13 protein-coding genes are annotated in these 15040 nt (G+C 49.6%); 4 read left to right on the forward strand and 9 right to left on the reverse strand.

Translation table 11 applies throughout. The features are described 5' to 3' along the window. Positions 1-88 precede the first annotated feature (88 nt). From serS to JIG40_RS03550, 4 genes are all read right to left on the reverse strand, one after another. On the reverse strand, positions 89-1396 hold the full coding sequence (gene serS, locus JIG40_RS03535; RefSeq protein ID WP_004725316.1) for a serine--tRNA ligase: 1308 nt from the start codon (positions 1394-1396) through the stop codon (positions 89-91). A gap of 103 nt (positions 1397-1499) precedes the next feature. After that, the gene (locus tag JIG40_RS03540) at positions 1500-2849 is read right to left on the reverse strand and encodes a replication-associated recombination protein A (protein WP_055453071.1); all 1350 of its coding nucleotides are present in this window, start codon (positions 2847-2849) and stop codon (positions 1500-1502) included. Between the two features lie 32 nt (positions 2850-2881). Then, on the reverse strand, positions 2882-3478 hold the full coding sequence (lolA, locus tag JIG40_RS03545; RefSeq protein ID WP_020330170.1) for an outer membrane lipoprotein chaperone LolA: 597 nt from the start codon (positions 3476-3478) through the stop codon (positions 2882-2884). A 103-nt stretch (positions 3479-3581) separates the two neighbouring features. Beyond that, on the reverse strand, positions 3582-4202 hold the full coding sequence (locus tag JIG40_RS03550) for a YecA family protein (protein ID WP_020428785.1): 621 nt from the start codon (positions 4200-4202) through the stop codon (positions 3582-3584). A gap of 165 nt (positions 4203-4367) precedes the next feature. Here JIG40_RS03550 and JIG40_RS03555 point away from each other — a divergent pair, with 165 nt between their 5' ends. Further along, positions 4368-4919, forward strand: coding sequence for a type II secretion system protein (locus JIG40_RS03555; protein WP_199464762.1), 552 nt, complete (start codon positions 4368-4370; stop codon positions 4917-4919). A 73-nt stretch (positions 4920-4992) separates the two neighbouring features. Then, a complete protein-coding gene (gene dusC, locus JIG40_RS03560) occupies positions 4993-5940 on the forward strand; it encodes a tRNA dihydrouridine(16) synthase DusC (RefSeq protein ID WP_158150799.1) in 948 nt (315 codons plus the stop codon). A gap of 15 nt (positions 5941-5955) precedes the next feature. On the opposite strand, the gene JIG40_RS03565 is transcribed toward dusC, so the two are convergent. The 5 genes from JIG40_RS03565 to yfbV form a co-directional block, all read right to left on the reverse strand. After that, a complete protein-coding gene (locus JIG40_RS03565; RefSeq protein WP_244662626.1) occupies positions 5956-7014 on the reverse strand; it encodes a diguanylate cyclase in 1059 nt (352 codons plus the stop codon). A gap of 666 nt (positions 7015-7680) precedes the next feature. After that, on the reverse strand, positions 7681-8475 hold the full coding sequence (locus JIG40_RS03570) for an ABC transporter ATP-binding protein (protein ID WP_032079898.1): 795 nt from the start codon (positions 8473-8475) through the stop codon (positions 7681-7683). Further along, complete coding sequence (locus tag JIG40_RS03575; RefSeq protein ID WP_020428794.1) at positions 8472-9416, reverse strand: ABC transporter permease; 945 nt, start codon at positions 9414-9416, stop codon at positions 8472-8474. The genes JIG40_RS03570 and JIG40_RS03575 overlap by 4 nt, the downstream gene beginning before the upstream one ends. A gap of 59 nt (positions 9417-9475) precedes the next feature. Then, positions 9476-10441 (reverse strand): ABC transporter substrate-binding protein, encoded by a 966-nt coding sequence (locus JIG40_RS03580; protein ID WP_020330161.1) that lies wholly within the window; start codon positions 10439-10441, stop codon positions 9476-9478. A gap of 252 nt (positions 10442-10693) precedes the next feature. Next, the gene (yfbV, locus tag JIG40_RS03585) at positions 10694-11146 is read right to left on the reverse strand and encodes a terminus macrodomain insulation protein YfbV (protein WP_024373408.1); all 453 of its coding nucleotides are present in this window, start codon (positions 11144-11146) and stop codon (positions 10694-10696) included. Positions 11147-11495: 349 nt separating this feature from the next. Between yfbV and JIG40_RS03590 the strand changes: the two genes are divergently transcribed. Further along, entirely contained in the window at positions 11496-12692 is a 1197-nt protein-coding gene (locus tag JIG40_RS03590; RefSeq protein ID WP_020428796.1) for an acetate kinase, read from the forward strand. A 142-nt stretch (positions 12693-12834) separates the two neighbouring features. Next, the gene (pta, locus tag JIG40_RS03595; protein WP_020330158.1) at positions 12835-14976 is read left to right on the forward strand and encodes a phosphate acetyltransferase; all 2142 of its coding nucleotides are present in this window, start codon (positions 12835-12837) and stop codon (positions 14974-14976) included. Positions 14977-15040: the final 64 nt, after the last annotated feature.

Here is a 15040-nt window from a genome sequence, read left to right on the forward strand (position 1 = left end):
AAAGTAACGTTGCCTTGCTGTGTTCAGCACATAAAAAAACGGAGTGTTTACACACTCCGTTTTTTTGTACCTGTTCACTCAGACTGGCTTAGCCGATGTGAGTCACGCCGCCCATGTACTTTTGCAGTACCGCTGGGATTGCGATGCGACCGTCAGCTTGCTGGTAGTTTTCCAGAATCGCAACCATGGTACGACCAACCGCCAGACCAGAGCCGTTCAGCGTGTGAACCAGTTCAGGTTTTTTCTCGCCTTTACGACGGAAGCGTGCTTGCATGCGACGAGCCTGGAAATCCCACATGTTTGAACAAGAAGAGATTTCACGGTAAGTCTTCTGAGCCGGAACCCAAACTTCCAAGTCGTAAGTCTTGCATGCGCCAAAGCCCATGTCGCCAGTACACAGAACCACTTTGCGGTATGGCAGCTCAAGCAGTTGCAGAACTTTCTCAGCGTGGCCCGTCAGTTCTTCCAGTGCTGCCATTGAGTCTTCAGGCTTAGTGATCTGAACCAGCTCAACTTTGTCAAACTGGTGCATACGAATCAAACCACGCGTGTCACGACCGTATGAACCCGCTTCAGAACGGAAACATGGTGTGTGCGCTGTCATTTTCAGTGGCAAATCCGCTTCTTCAGTGATGGTGTCACGAACTAGGTTCGTTACCGGCACTTCAGCAGTTGGGATCAGAGACAGGCGACGAGGTTCTTCATCGCTGGCTTTTTCTGCCAAAGGTTCAGTATGGAACAGATCTTTACCAAATTTTGGTAGCTGGCCAGTACCAAACAGCGTGTCTGAGTTGACCAGATAAGGCACGTACAGTTCAGTGTAACCGTGTTGCTCTGTGTGCAGATCCAACATGAATTGCGCGATTGCACGGTGCAGACGAGCAAACTGACCTTTCATGATCACAAAACGTGCACCAGTAATTTTGGTTGCGCTCGCAAAGTCCAGACCATCGCCCATTTCACCCAGGTCAACGTGATCTTTCACATCGAAATCGTACTCTTTGGGTGTACCCCAACGAGACACTTCAACGTTGTCGTTTTCGTCTTTACCGTCTGGCACAGAATCGTCAGGCAGGTTTGGCACGCTTTGAGTGATCGCGTCAAGCTGGCTTTGAATCGCATCCAGTTCCACTTTCTTCGCGTCCAGATCGTCACCCAGAGTACCGATCTGTTTCTTCACTTCTTCCGCGCCTTCTTTGTCGCCTTTCGACATCAGTTGGCCAATTTGCTTGGAGATGGAGTTACGCGTGGATTGTAAATTTTCAACTTCTACTTGAATGGACTTACGTTGTTCTTCAAGTGTACGAATTGTGTCCACGTCGAGTTTAAAACCGCGACGCGCCAGTTTTGCAGCTGTTTCATCCAGCTCAGTACGAAGTAATTTAGAATCCAGCATTGCTAATCCTATGCTTTAAGAGTTGCGAAAAAACGCGTGTGCTTCCTTTTTAATCAAAGCCACGCGTATAGAAATTTAACCCGTCAACGATAACGAAAAGCCGCTAATTTTCATAGCGCTTTTGTGGGCTTTTTGCGTCTAAATCCGCCAGATAATCTAACTTTTCACCAATCTTGGTTTCTAAGCCCCGATTCGTCGGCTGATAATAGCGAGTTCCTGTCATTTCAGGAGGGAGATAGCGTTCACCCGCCGCATACGCGCCGGGTTCATCATGGGCATAACGATACTCTGCGCCATAGCCAAGATCTTTCATCAAACTGGTTGGTGCATTACGCAGGTGCACGGGCACTTCATACTCGGGCAAATTCTGTGCATCACTCAGTGCCTGCTTCCAGGCGGTATAGACCGCATTGCTTTTTGGCGCGCAAGCGAGATAGACAATGGCCTGGGCAATCGCACGATTGCCTTCTGCCGGACCAACCCGAGTGAAACAGTCCCACGCCGACATCGCCACTTGCATGGCGCGCGGGTCGGCATTACCGACATCTTCAGAAGCAATCGCCAGCAGGCGACGTGCGATATAGAGCGGATCGCAGCCCGCTGAGATCATGCGCGCCGCCCAATACAGTGCACCATCCGGATTCGAACCACGAATCGACTTGTGTACCGCTGAGATTAAGTCGTACCAAATGTCGCCTTTGTTATCAAAACGCGCCACTTTTTCGCCCGCGACTTCCGCCAGCAGGCTGAGCGTGATCTGCTTTTCGCCCTGCTCGTTCTCTTCTGCCATGTCATACAGCAGTTCAAGATAGTTGAGCGACATGCGCGCATCACCATTGACTAACTCGGACAGGCGATCCAGAACATTGTCATGAAACTGCGCGGCTTGTTTACCCAAACCCCGCTCGGTGTCTTCAATGGCCTGATCCAACGCCTGACGAATTTCCGTCTGGCTGAGTGACGTCAGTTTGTACACGCGCGCACGCGACAGCAGTGCGTTATTGAGTTCAAAAGAGGGGTTTTCAGTAGTGGCGCCAATGAAAGTCACCGTACCATCTTCGATGTGTGGCAGAAAAGCATCCTGCTGCGATTTGTTGAAGCGGTGGACCTCATCGACAAACAGTATGGTGCGCCGGCCTGCAAGCTTGTTTTCTCGTGCTTTCTCTATCGCGGCGCGTATCTCTTTCACGCCTGAAGTGACTGCCGAGACGCGCTCCACTTCCGCATTGGCGTAGTTCGCGGCAACTTCTGCCAGAGTGGTTTTACCTGTGCCGGGTGGGCCCCACAGAATCATCGAATGAATGTGGCCAGCTTCCAGCGCCCGGCGCAGCGGTTTACCCGGACCAAGAACGTGTTGCTGACCAATATATTGTTCAACGGTTTGTGGGCGCATTCGCGCAGCAAGGGGACGAAAATCTTCGTCCCCGGCAAAATCAAAACTGTAGTTGCTCACGGTACTCACTTACCGGGTATGTGTAACCCGATTTAATTACGTTGGTCGTCGACTTCCACACCGTCAGGAACATCGAACTTAAAGCGGCTTGCCTGCGGCTTTTGTTGTTTCACATCATTAAACGTGAACAGACTCTTCTGTCCATCCTGCTCAATAACATTAAAACCTTTTACCACACCTTTGCTGTCGATGGTGATTTGGAACTGACCCTGATTCGAATCGACCGCTGTTGGCGTCAGAGTAAAAACATCGCCTTTCTCTTCAACCTGGTAGGCATCCCAGTCACTGGCGCGATTACGGGTCAGCAGGACAAACGGCGTTTGCTCGGTCGCTTGTTCCTGATTGTAAATGGTCACCTGTTCAATAAAAGGGCTGTAATACCACAGCGATTTACCATCCGACACCAGCAGATTCTCGTCTGGCGCCAGTGTCTCCCAGCGGAACAGACTCGGGCGAGCAATATCGACCAGACCATTGCCTTCCATGACGACGTCACCGTCGGGGCTGACAACCTGCTGCTCAAACTTGGCACTGAAGCCATCGGCCAGCGCCAAACGCTCGCTGAGCGTCTCTTTTGGCGTCGCGAATACGGAAAAACTACAAAAAAACAGTGCGAACCATTTCTTCATTCTGTTACTGCTCCTAGCAATTGGGGATAAGGAAGTTATAGGCTTTTCGCTTCCTTATTGTGTCAATCCTGTGTGGGAAAAGTTCGATTATTTGCAGGGAAAGTTACTGCCCGCAGCACTGTTTGAACTTTTTACCGCTACCGCACGGGCAAATGTCGTTACGGCCAATCTCCTTGAACGGGTTGACGCTTTGCGCTTTGTTACCCAACATCGCTTCGTCTGCCGCCAACGCGACCTCATGCACCATCAAATCGAGCTGTTCAATCATGTTAGCCAGCATCGGCAGTGATTCATAACCGGCTTCTCTCATCTGAGCGTGAGTCTGCTCTTCGTCGATCGCCAGCATCAGCGTGGTCAGCAGAGCTTGAAGCATACGCATAGAACCATCGGAAAGATTGACCGACTGCCATTGTGATTCGACTTGCGGCCACACACTCATAAAGCCTTCAGCGAAATCAGCCAACGCCTCTTCACGCGACATCTCCTGATGGGCAAGCAAAGCCAACAAAGCATACTCATTGCGTTTGAGCTGGTGATATTGGGCATGAATCTGAGCCACGATGACCGCTTCCAACGCGGGTGCCTGTTCACCGAATACCACCGGGATCCACATCTCTGGATCCAGCGGCTGAGTCGCCAGGTTGGCCGCGTACACGGCACCTTCAATAAACAACGGGGATTCATTGCACTCAATCTGAGCCAAATTCACTAGCTGGTAACTCATGAAATCTCTTTTATCATAATGACTGGTTAGCCGAGCATTATACCCCAGCCTGCCGATTTGGCGAGTTTGACGGGGAAAATCATCGGGGCAACATATTTTTCTTTTAAAAATTTATTCATAAGAGCATTATTTCAGAATAATTCAAATAACAACCCATAACTCACTATGAAACGTCACTTTGGCTTTACTTTAATCGAGTTGATTGTCGTCATTGTTATTCTCGGCATTCTGGCCGTTACGGCGGCGCCTCGCTTCTTTAACCTTCAGAGAGATGCGCACGAAAAACGCGCCGCCGCGGCTTTTGCCAGTTTCCGCACCTCGGTGACTATGTACAATGCCCAATGGCTGGTTGACGGTGAACCCGCTATTTCTCAAGCCGTTGGTTATGGTCAAGGCGACATCTATCCTTCAACAACGGGCTATCCGATTTCCGTTAATCAAATCCCGTACAACGAAGGCAACTCGATTCGCGGCGCGGATTGCGTGGCACTCTGGCCAGCGCTCCTCAATACCGATCTGACGATTCGTTCGCAAATGGATACGGGCTATGTGTTGCCTTCCGATAGCGACATCGTGAGTTGGTACACTGGCAGTAACGAATGTTATTACTACTACACCTCCGGTTACAGCGCAGAAGATAGTCTGCCGATACTCTATTACTCCCCTCTGACTGGCGAGATCAGTGTCACAACCGAGAGTCCGACCGTCACGCCATAAGCCTTCGTGACATTGCGCCCGCTTCCAACTACAATCTCGCCTCAATTTTATTTGGCGAAGACAAAAACAGAATATGCGAGTCATTTTAGGCCCGATGGAGGGCGTGCTGGATCACCTGATGCGTGAAATGCTGACACAGATTAACGATTACGATTTCTGTGTCACCGAGTTTGTTCGTGTGATCAATCTGCCGCTTCCGGACCATGTGTTTTACCGTCTTTGCCCAGAGCTGAAACAAGGCTCGCGCACCAAAGCGGGTGTTCCCGTGAAAGTTCAGTTGCTCGGCCAAGAGCCACACTGGATGGCGGAAAATGCGGTACGCGCCGCTGAACTTGGCGCATGTGGGGTTGATCTGAATTTCGGCTGCCCGGCTAAAATGGTTAACCAAAGCAAAGGTGGCGCGGCACTGCTGCAACACCCTGAACTGATTTATCAGGTGATCAAAGCGTGCCGCGATGCAGTTCCTTCTGATATTCCGGTCACCGCTAAGATTCGCCTTGGTTGGGAAAACCCGGATGACTGTTTTGAGATTGTCGACGCCGTACAACAAGCTGGCGCGGATGAACTGACCGTTCATGCCCGAACCAAAGCGGGCGGCTACAAAGCCAGTGAGATCAAATGGGATTACATCGATCAGATTCGCCAGAAAACCACCGTTCCTCTTATTGCAAACGGTGAAATCTGGAATTATGCCGACGGTCAGGCGTGCATTGAAACGACGGGTGTGGATTCTTTGATGGTGTGTCGCGGCGCATTGAACGTGCCCAACTTGGGCAACATCGTCAAACACAACCACAGCGCAATGCCATGGCATGAGGTGGTGGATCTGCTGCTGGAATACTCAGCGTATGAAGTGCGTGGTGACAAAGGTAAATACTACCCGAATCGTGTAAAACAATGGTTCTCTTACCTACGCCAATCTTACCCACAAGCAGCCGACCTGTTCCGTGAAATCCGCACTATGACAGAAGTCGACCCTATCGTGAGCCATTTTCAGCGTTACCGCGATACCCTTACTTAACACTAACAGCTGGTGTTAAAACACCAGCTTATCTTTCCCTGTAGTTTTCGCTTCATACAGCTTTTCGTCTGCCAGTTTAAACAGCTCATCGAAACTCCAGTCTGGGTCGCTTTCAATGACTTCTACTCCGCCTGAAATGGTGAAACCATTCGGCACAACCTGTTTGGAATCCTTGGTAATGGCATCTTTGATTCGCAGCATAACGGTCTTTAACTGCGCTGCATCTTCGCTGGTCAGATACACAACGAATTCCTCGCCGCCAAAACGTGCAACGGCATCGGTATCACGCATGCTGTGTTCAATCCGTTCGCCCATGTAACAGATTACGTCATCTCCTACGTCATGGCCGTGAGTATCGTTAATGGACTTGAAATTATCGATATCCAGCACCGCAATAGACAGGTAGCGACGATGTTTTTGCGATGCCAGGAACTCTTTCATTCCCCGTCGATTCAGCAACCCTGTCATCGGATCTCGAGACGCCAGATTCTCGTAGTAGGACTTCTCAATGCGGGTGTTGAAGTAGAACAGAGCCACCACTGACACCATGTAAGCCAGCAGCAGCGCAATCAACGCTGACTGTTTCTCCGCTAAAAACTGTTTCGCTTCCGCAGCCCAATTCCACTCGTAGTAAAGATAGTGATCGAGATTGACGTAGTTAGCTTCCAGACGATAAGGCTGATAAGCCGAGCCATCGGCGGGAAGGTCTGCCGTTCTCACCAACTGAATTTTACCCTGCAAACGTGAGTCGCTACCGATGAGTTTATCAACACTCACATCCATTACCACGACGCCTTGAAATTCACTTTCCCGGAAAACAGGCATGGCTAAAGCCATATTGTTACGCTGACGCAGGACTTCACTGAAAGCACTGGGACCGACAACACTGATCACATCTGCATTGCTCGACGCTTGCTGCCAAAACGTTCTCAGTTTCACGGTAACCAGTTGTTCCCTGGTAAGGTCTTTGATCACCGAATCTGGCGCTGATATGGCATAACCTTGATTGTCAATGTAGTGGACACCAGTAATGTAGCCATCAAGATCATGAATAAAGGAAAGTGTGGGCGCCAAAGACACTTTCCGCAACATTGATTGGTAAAGAGGATTCTGAGCATCACATAAGGACTCAACGCCTATCATCATGTAGCTAATGCTAATTGGCGGCGAAGAATTGGCCTTTTGATTCGAAACGACGCTTGATTCCTTGTGCTTGATTCGGCACAAACCGTCACTGATGTTTTGATTGAAACCCGACGCAGGAATCGGCGGTGATTCTAGGTAATTGGAAAATCCATAATTCAAGGCAATGACAATTTTGCTCACCCTTTTGAGCATCTCTCCTACACTGTGATACTCATCGTCAATATCGTTGTTCAAGACCTGCATGTAGGAGTAAATCATGGCGGCTAGCATCACCAATACGACGAGAAACGGTCCCAAGATTGCGTTTTTTTTACTGTAGTTCTTCTTTGGTTTCATTTAAGTAATCTGAGATTAAGCGGAGAGCAACCTGCTCACTATATAAACATGGGTGGATATGATACAGCAGAATCACAGCAATAGTATAAACCAATCATTACGTCTTCAGCGCTTCCATCAATGACAGTTATCAAATGCTGTCTACCAGATTGATGCAGACATGCAGCTACCCACGGTGGCTATGGACCGATATAAAACAAAAAGCCTCCCGTTGATTTGACACCAAACGGGAGGCTCATTTTATGTTGTACGGGTTGATTAACTCAGCAACAGACTGTCATCACTCAGCTCTTCGCCACGCACTTTAGAGAACATTTCCAGCAAGTCGGGAACCTGCATATTGGCACGCTGTTCACCCGCCACATCAAGAACAATTTGTCCTTGGTGGAGCATAACGGTGCGATCGCCACAAGCTAACGCATCTTTCATCGAGTGCGTGACCATCATGACGGTCAGGTTAAACTCTTTCACGATCTTTTTAGTCAGGTCGATGATGAAAGCCGCCATACGTGGATCCAGTGCCGCTGTATGTTCATCAAGTAATAAAAGTTTGCTGTCTGACAGCGTTGCCATCACCAGACTTACAGCCTGACGCTGGCCACCGGAAAGCAGGCCAATGCTGTCACCTAAACGATCTTCCAGCCCAAGCCCGAGGATACTGATACGTTCCTGAAACAGCTTACGGCGATTGGAAGAGAGTGCATGCGTCCAGCTGCGGCGTTTGCCTCGCATATAGGCCAACGCCATATTTTCTTCGATGGTCAGAGCGCCGCAAGTCCCCGCCAGTGGGTCCTGGAAAACGCGCGCGCACAAATTGGCGCGTTGGTCCACACTCTGGCGAGTTACGTCCGTTTCATCAATCAGGACTTTGCCACCTACCATTGGCGTTTCCCCGGTAACGGCGCCCAACAGCGTCGATTTACCCGCTCCGTTCGAACCGATAACGGTCAGAAACTGATGCTCAGGCACCTCCAGGCATACGCCTCTCAGCGCTCGGTTTTCCAGAATAGTGCCAGGGTTAAACGTAACTTGAATATCTTCTAAACGGATCATACTGCTTCTCCTGACGACTTACCCTGCTTAGATACCGCTATCTTCTGAGCAGGTGCACTACCCTTTTTTAATTTCAGATTCCTTTTCATTTTCGGCATGATCAGCGCCAGTGCGACCAGCACCGCGGTTACCAGGTTCAGATCCGATGCCTGCAAACCAAACATGCCAGTACTCAGTGCAAAAGCCACCGCAAGACGGTACAACACCGAGCCTACAATCACCGCCGTGACTGCAACCCAAATTTTTCGCCCCGGGATCAGTGTCTGACCCAGAATTACCGCAGCCAGACCGACCACGATCGTACCGACACCAGAGGTTACGTCAGCGAAACTGTTGGTTTGTGCAAACAGAGCACCGGCAAAGCCAACGAAACCGTTCGACAAAGCAAGACAGAAATAAGTGTAAAACGCGGTGCTGGCACCTTGCGCCGCAACCATACGCGCGTTGACGCCCGTGGCACGAAGACCCAGACCGAAATCACTGTTCAACAGACGAACGACAAACAGCGCCGAAATCAATACCAGTACCGCGACCACTAGCGGGCGAATGTACATGGAATCGCCCATGGCTTCGAACGGCGTGAGAATGGTGTCATCTCCGAGAAGCGCCAGGTTTGGTCGGCCCATAATGCGGATATTGATGGAAAACGCAGCAATCATGGTAAGAATCGATGCGAGAAGATGCAGGATGCCACATCGAACGGTGAGGAACGCGGTTACCCAGCCTGTCGCAGCGCCGGCCAAAATAGCCATGCCCGTTGCTACCCAAGGGTTAATGCCTGAAACAATAGCGGTTGCGGCGACCGCAGCTCCCATAGGGAAACTACCGTCCACACTCAAATCGGGAAAATCAAGAACTCGGAATGTCAGATAAACACCCAGAGCAACCAACCCGTAAATAAGGCCTACTTCCAAAGCCCCAAAAAATGCAAAAGCAGACATACAAACTCCCTTTCTGCTTAACAATGCCGGCATGGAGTCATACCGGCATGATTAATCTATTATTTTACGCTGGTCGCACGGTCCAGAACGGACTGAGGAATGGTCATGCCTAACTTGTCAGCCGCCGTCTTGTTGATGACGAGATCAGAACCTTTCGCTACTTTCACATCCAGAGTACCTGGATCAGCACCTTCAAGGATCGCCGCTACGTAATCCGCAGTCTGTACACCAATCTGGTAGTAGTCGAAGCCCAAGCTCGCAACCGCACCACGTTCAACGTATGACGTTGCGGCACCAAATACCGGCGTTTTCGCCTGATTTGCGGCCACAATCATGCCTTCGATGGCACTCGCAACTGTGTTGTCAATCAGTGCATAGATGATGTCAGATTTTGCAGCAATCGCTTGAGTCGCAGATTGTACATCCGCACTTTTCAGCGCTGTTGCTTCAACCAGCTGCACGCCATTTTTCTTCGCGGCCACTTTCAGAAGCTCCATCAGGCTAACCGCGTTCGCTTCACCCGGGTTATAAACGACACCAATCGATTTCACATTTGGCATCAGTTCTTTGATCAACTCAACGTGTTGTTCAACCGGAGAAAGGTCAGACAGACCCGTAACGTTTTTGCCCGGCTGTTCCATCTTCTTCACCAGTTTGGCGCCGACAGGATCAGTGACTGCTGTGAAAACGACGGGAATAGATTTGGTCGCAGCGACTAATGCCTGAGCAGTTGGTGTGGCAATGCCCACCAATACGTCTGGGTTTTCACCCACAAATTGACGTGCAATCTGTACGGCAATCGCTGGGTTACCTTGAGCGGTTTTGAAGTCAAATTCTAGGTTTTTGCCTTCTTCATAGCCTTTCGCTTTCAAACCGTCCAGAAGCCCTTGACGAGCCGCATCCAAAGCAGGATGTTCAACGATTTGCGATACAGCCACTTTAGCGACATTGGCCAGAACAGTGTGTGAAGAGAGTAATGCAGCTCCGGCTAGAACGGCGGTAGCTATAGCTTTGCCTGCTTTCATCTTAACTCCTTGATTTAAGCATTATTATTTTGGATGTTGTGTTGTGTTTGTTTTTATCGCGCACAGAGTGTGCAGCTAACGACATTATTACCAGTAAGTTTGGGGAAAGGGAAGCAAGAGTTAACAGGAAAGTAACAAAAAGAGAGATGGGAATATGGTATACAGCGCAAAATCAAGAGGAGTTCACTATTTGCACTTTTTCACTTGAAGAAAAGGCCGTCTTGAACTAATCAAAACGGCCTCTCAAAGGAACTAGAACCAGCGTTCGAGCGCGGCCTTATCCAACTGACGGAACGCTCTATTGAGCACCATCGCCAGCTCTTTATAACGTGGTTGAGACTTAATGGGTTCGAGTGCAAATCCGGTTTCAACGATTTTCTGATACAGTTCGCGATACCAACTCGCGAGCGCTGGCGGCAATTGTGTGTTGGCGCGGTTGCCCAACCACCAGATACCTTGCAGCGGCAAACTGATTGCAAACAGGGCGATGATGATGGATTGTGGCATCGCCTGCACATTGTGGAACGTCATCTGGGTCAGCACACTGATTGCGGCAACCGCAGGCATCACTTTAATACCAAAGCGGGTTGCTTTAATGATGCGCTGCTCCGGGAACAGAAGGTTCAACTCTTTTCGCATCGGCCAGGTATCCATGTACTTCTGACCATCTTTTAGGCTGTGAACGATTCCGGCTCTATTACTCATACCATTTCCCCTCACTGTCTGGCGATCATTTCACTAAAAAATAGTTGAATGATTCAACAAATGGCGTAAAAATTTGACAAAAGCTAATATTGTTTCAAATTTTTTTTGTTATATTGGCCCATTATCGCTATCCTTTGCGGACTCTCAATCTCATTGTTGCCGTTATTTACAATTTAGGCAACTCCGAGGCGAATGCTGCACGGAACGCACCGACGATTTCACTGACACTGTCACGTCTTACTATACGGAAATTGAAGTTTTATTGACCAAGATTAGTACGCACTCTTTGGTGGGTCGTCTATTCTTGTGATTAATTTTTATCCTAACCGATTATTACAGGTAGTTACTCATGTCTAAGCTAGTTTTAGTTTTAAACTGCGGTAGTTCTTCACTGAAGTTCGCTATTGTCGATGCACAAAATGGCGACGAGTTCCTTTCAGGCCTTGCTGAATGTCTACACCTTCCAGAAGCACGAATCAAGTGGAAACTTGATGGTAAGCACGAAGCACAATTGGGTGAAGGCGCTGCACACGATGAAGCTCTGACTTTCATCGTTGAAACTATTCTTGCTTCTAAGCCAGAACTGGCAGAGCAACTGAAAGCCATCGGTCACCGTGTTGTACACGGCGGTGAGCAGTTCACTCAATCAGCACTGATCGACGAAACCGTTCTGAAAGGTATCGAAGACGCAGCAAGCTTTGCACCTCTGCACAACCCAGCACACATCGTGGGTATCAAAGCAGCACAAAAAGCATTCCCTGCTCTGCAGAACGTTGCGGTATTCGACACTGCTTTCCACCAAACTATGCCAGAAGAAGCGTACCTGTACGCTCTGCCATACAAACTGTACAAAGAGCACGGTATCCGTCGCTACGGCGCACACGGTACTTCTCACCTGTTCATCGCTCGTGAAGCGGCTGAGCGTATGGGTAAACCAGCAAACGAACTGAACATCATCAACTGCCACCTGGGCAACGGTGCTTCTGTTTGTGCCATCAAGAACGGCCAGTCTGTAGACACTTCTATGGGTCTGACTCCGCTTGAAGGTCTGGTTATGGGTACTCGTTGTGGTGACATCGATCCTGCGATCATTTTCCACCTGCACGACACTCTGGGTTACTCAGTTGACGACATCAACAAGATGCTGACTAAAGAGTCTGGTCTGCTGGGACTGACTGAAGTGACTTCTGACTGCCGCTTTGTTGAAGACAACTACGGCGCTAAAGAAGAAGCGACTCGTGCGATGGATGTATTCTGCCACCGTCTGGCAAAATACGTTGCTGGTTACACTGCGAGCATGGACGGCCGTCTGGACGCTATCGTGTTCACTGGTGGTATCGGTGAAAACTCTGCACCAATCCGTGAAATGGTTCTGAACCGTCTGGCTATCTTCGGTATCGAAGTAGACGGCGACGCAAACCTGAAAGCACGCTTCGGTGGTGAAGGTGTAATCACTACTGCAAACAGCCGTATTCCAGCGATGGTAATTTCTACCAACGAAGAGCTGGTTATTGCTGAAGACACTGCACGTCTGACTAACATCTAATCATATTCATCTGGCTAACTGCGAAGTTAGCCAGTGTTTTATAGGGGCTCAACTCCTATTCATTCTGAATACGCAGTTGGGCTTTGTTCCTTTCAATCTAAGTCCCTTAGATTGCAATCAATAGTGTTGAGGTACTTTACGAATGTCCCGTACTATTATGCTTATCCCAATCAGTGCCGGCGTTGGTTTGACCAGCGTGAGCATGGGTCTTCTGCGCGCTATGGAGCGCAAAGGTGTAAGCGTTTCTTTCTACAAACCAATCGCACAACCTCGCAGCGGCGGTGACCAACCAGATCTGACGTCCACTATCGTGGGTCGTAACAGCGACATGAAAATTGGTGAGCCAATGTCTATGTCGTCTGCAGAAACTCTGATCGGTAGCGAAAAAATGGACGTTCTGCTGGAAACAGTGGTTGAGCGTTACAACCAAATCAACACTGCAGAGGTCACTCTGGTTGAAGGTCTGGTTCCAACTCGCAAACACCCATTTGCTAACCAAGTGAACGCGGAAATCGCGAAAACTCTGGGCGCAGAAATTGTGTTCGTTGCGACACCTGGTACGGACAACCCAACGCAGTTGAAAGAGCGCATTGAAGTTGCGTGTTCTAACTTCGGCGGCACTAAGAATAAAAACATTTCAGGCGTCATCATCAACAAGCTGAATGCACCGGTTGATGAAGCTGGCCGTACTCGTCCAGACCTGTCTGAAATCTTCGATGATGCAGATGGCGCAAAACAAGCCAATGTTGAAGTGATGCAGATCTTCAACACCAGCCCAATCCGTGTTCTGGGTTGCGTGCCTTGGAACGTTGATCTGATTGCAACTCGTGCCATCGACATGGCGAAACACCTGAACGCTGAAGTAATCAACCAAGGCGACATCAACACTCGTCGTATTAAGAGCATCACTTTCTGTGCGCGTTCAATCCCGCACATGATTGAACACTTCCGCCCAGGTTCTCTGCTTGTGACTTCTGCAGACCGTCCTGACGTTATCGTTGCAGCCTCTCTGGCAGCAATGAACGGCGTTGAAATCGGTGCTGTACTGCTGACTGGCGGTTACGATATTCCTAAAGAAATCGTTAGCCTGTGTAAACCAGCGTTCGACACTGGTCTGCCAATCTTCAAAGCTCAGGGTAACACCTGGCAAACGTCTCTGAACCTGCAAAGCTTCAGCCTGGAAGTACCGGCAGACGACCGAGAGCGTATCGAATTTGTTTGCGACCACGTTGCAAGCCACATCGACGGTCCTTGGATTGATACTCTGACTGAAGGTACTCAAGGTACTCGTCGTCTGAGCCCACCAGCGTTCCGTTACCAACTGACTGAGTTTGCCCGTCGTGCCAACAAACGTATCGTTCTGCCAGAAGGCGACGAGCCACGTACAGTGAAAGCGGCAGCCATCTGTGCTGAACGCGGTATCGCGACCTGTGTACTACTGGGTAACCCAGATGAAATCCGTCGTGTTGCAGCACAGCAAGGTGTTGAGCTGGGCGCTGGCGTTGAAATCATCGATGCAGATTCAGTTCGTGAAAACTACGTTGCTCGCCTAGTTGAACTGCGCGGCGCGAAAGGCATGACTGAAGTTGTGGCACGTGAAAAACTGGAAGACTCCGTATTCCTTGGCACCATGATGCTGGAAGCGAACGAAGTTGACGGTCTGGTTTCTGGTGCGGTTCATACCACAGCAAACACCATCGTACCTCCGTTCCAGATCATCAAAACAGCGCCGAATGCGTCGATTGTATCGTCTGTATTCTTCATGCTGCTGCCTGATCAAGTACTGGTTTACGGTGACTGTGCAATCAACCCGGATCCAACCGCTGAACAACTGGCTGAAATCGCAATCCAGTCTGCAGACTCTGCAGCGGCATTCGGTATCGACCCACGCGTAGCGATGATCTCTTACTCTACCGGTACATCTGGTAAAGGTGCAGACGTTGATAAAGTACGCGAAGCAACACGTCTTGCTCAGGAAAAACGTCCTGATCTGATCATCGACGGTCCTCTGCAGTACGACGCAGCAATCATGGAAAACGTAGCGGCTTCTAAAGCACCTAACTCTCCAGTTGCGGGTAAAGCGACCGTATTCGTGTTCCCAGACCTGAACACAGGTAACACCACTTACAAAGCGGTACAACGTTCAGCTGACTTGGTATCAATCGGTCCAATGCTGCAAGGCATGCGCAAGCCGGTTAACGACCTGTCTCGTGGCGCGCTGGTTGACGACATCGTCTACACCATCGCTCTGACTGCGATTCAGGCAGACCAAGAGCAGAAATAATCGCTCTTAGTGCTAAGCAAAAAGCCTTCGGACTCCGAAGGCTTTTTTGTATCTCTTACCCCGT

The sequence above is a fragment of the Vibrio sp. bablab_jr001 genome, from assembly GCF_016464285.1.
Lineage (GTDB): Bacteria > Pseudomonadota > Gammaproteobacteria > Enterobacterales > Vibrionaceae > Vibrio > Vibrio fluvialis.

Coding starts and splice junctions, on each gene's coding strand:
- JIG40_RS03580 (WP_020330161.1), bottom strand. CDS start 10,441: ATGAAAGCAGGCAAAGCTATAGCTACCGCCGTTCTAGCCGGAGCTGCA.
- JIG40_RS03550 (WP_020428785.1), bottom strand. CDS start 4,202: ATGAGTTACCAGCTAGTGAATTTGGCTCAGATTGAGTGCAATGAATCC.
- serS (WP_004725316.1), bottom strand. CDS start 1,396: ATGCTGGATTCTAAATTACTTCGTACTGAGCTGGATGAAACAGCTGCA.
- JIG40_RS03575 (WP_020428794.1), bottom strand. CDS start 9,416: ATGTCTGCTTTTGCATTTTTTGGGGCTTTGGAAGTAGGCCTTATTTAC.
- yfbV (WP_024373408.1), bottom strand. CDS start 11,146: ATGAGTAATAGAGCCGGAATCGTTCACAGCCTAAAAGATGGTCAGAAG.
- JIG40_RS03555 (WP_199464762.1), top strand. CDS start 4,368: ATGAAACGTCACTTTGGCTTTACTTTAATCGAGTTGATTGTCGTCATT.
- JIG40_RS03590 (WP_020428796.1), top strand. CDS start 11,496: ATGTCTAAGCTAGTTTTAGTTTTAAACTGCGGTAGTTCTTCACTGAAG.
- JIG40_RS03570 (WP_032079898.1), bottom strand. CDS start 8,475: ATGATCCGTTTAGAAGATATTCAAGTTACGTTTAACCCTGGCACTATT.
- pta (WP_020330158.1), top strand. CDS start 12,835: ATGTCCCGTACTATTATGCTTATCCCAATCAGTGCCGGCGTTGGTTTG.
- dusC (WP_158150799.1), top strand. CDS start 4,993: ATGCGAGTCATTTTAGGCCCGATGGAGGGCGTGCTGGATCACCTGATG.
- lolA (WP_020330170.1), bottom strand. CDS start 3,478: ATGAAGAAATGGTTCGCACTGTTTTTTTGTAGTTTTTCCGTATTCGCG.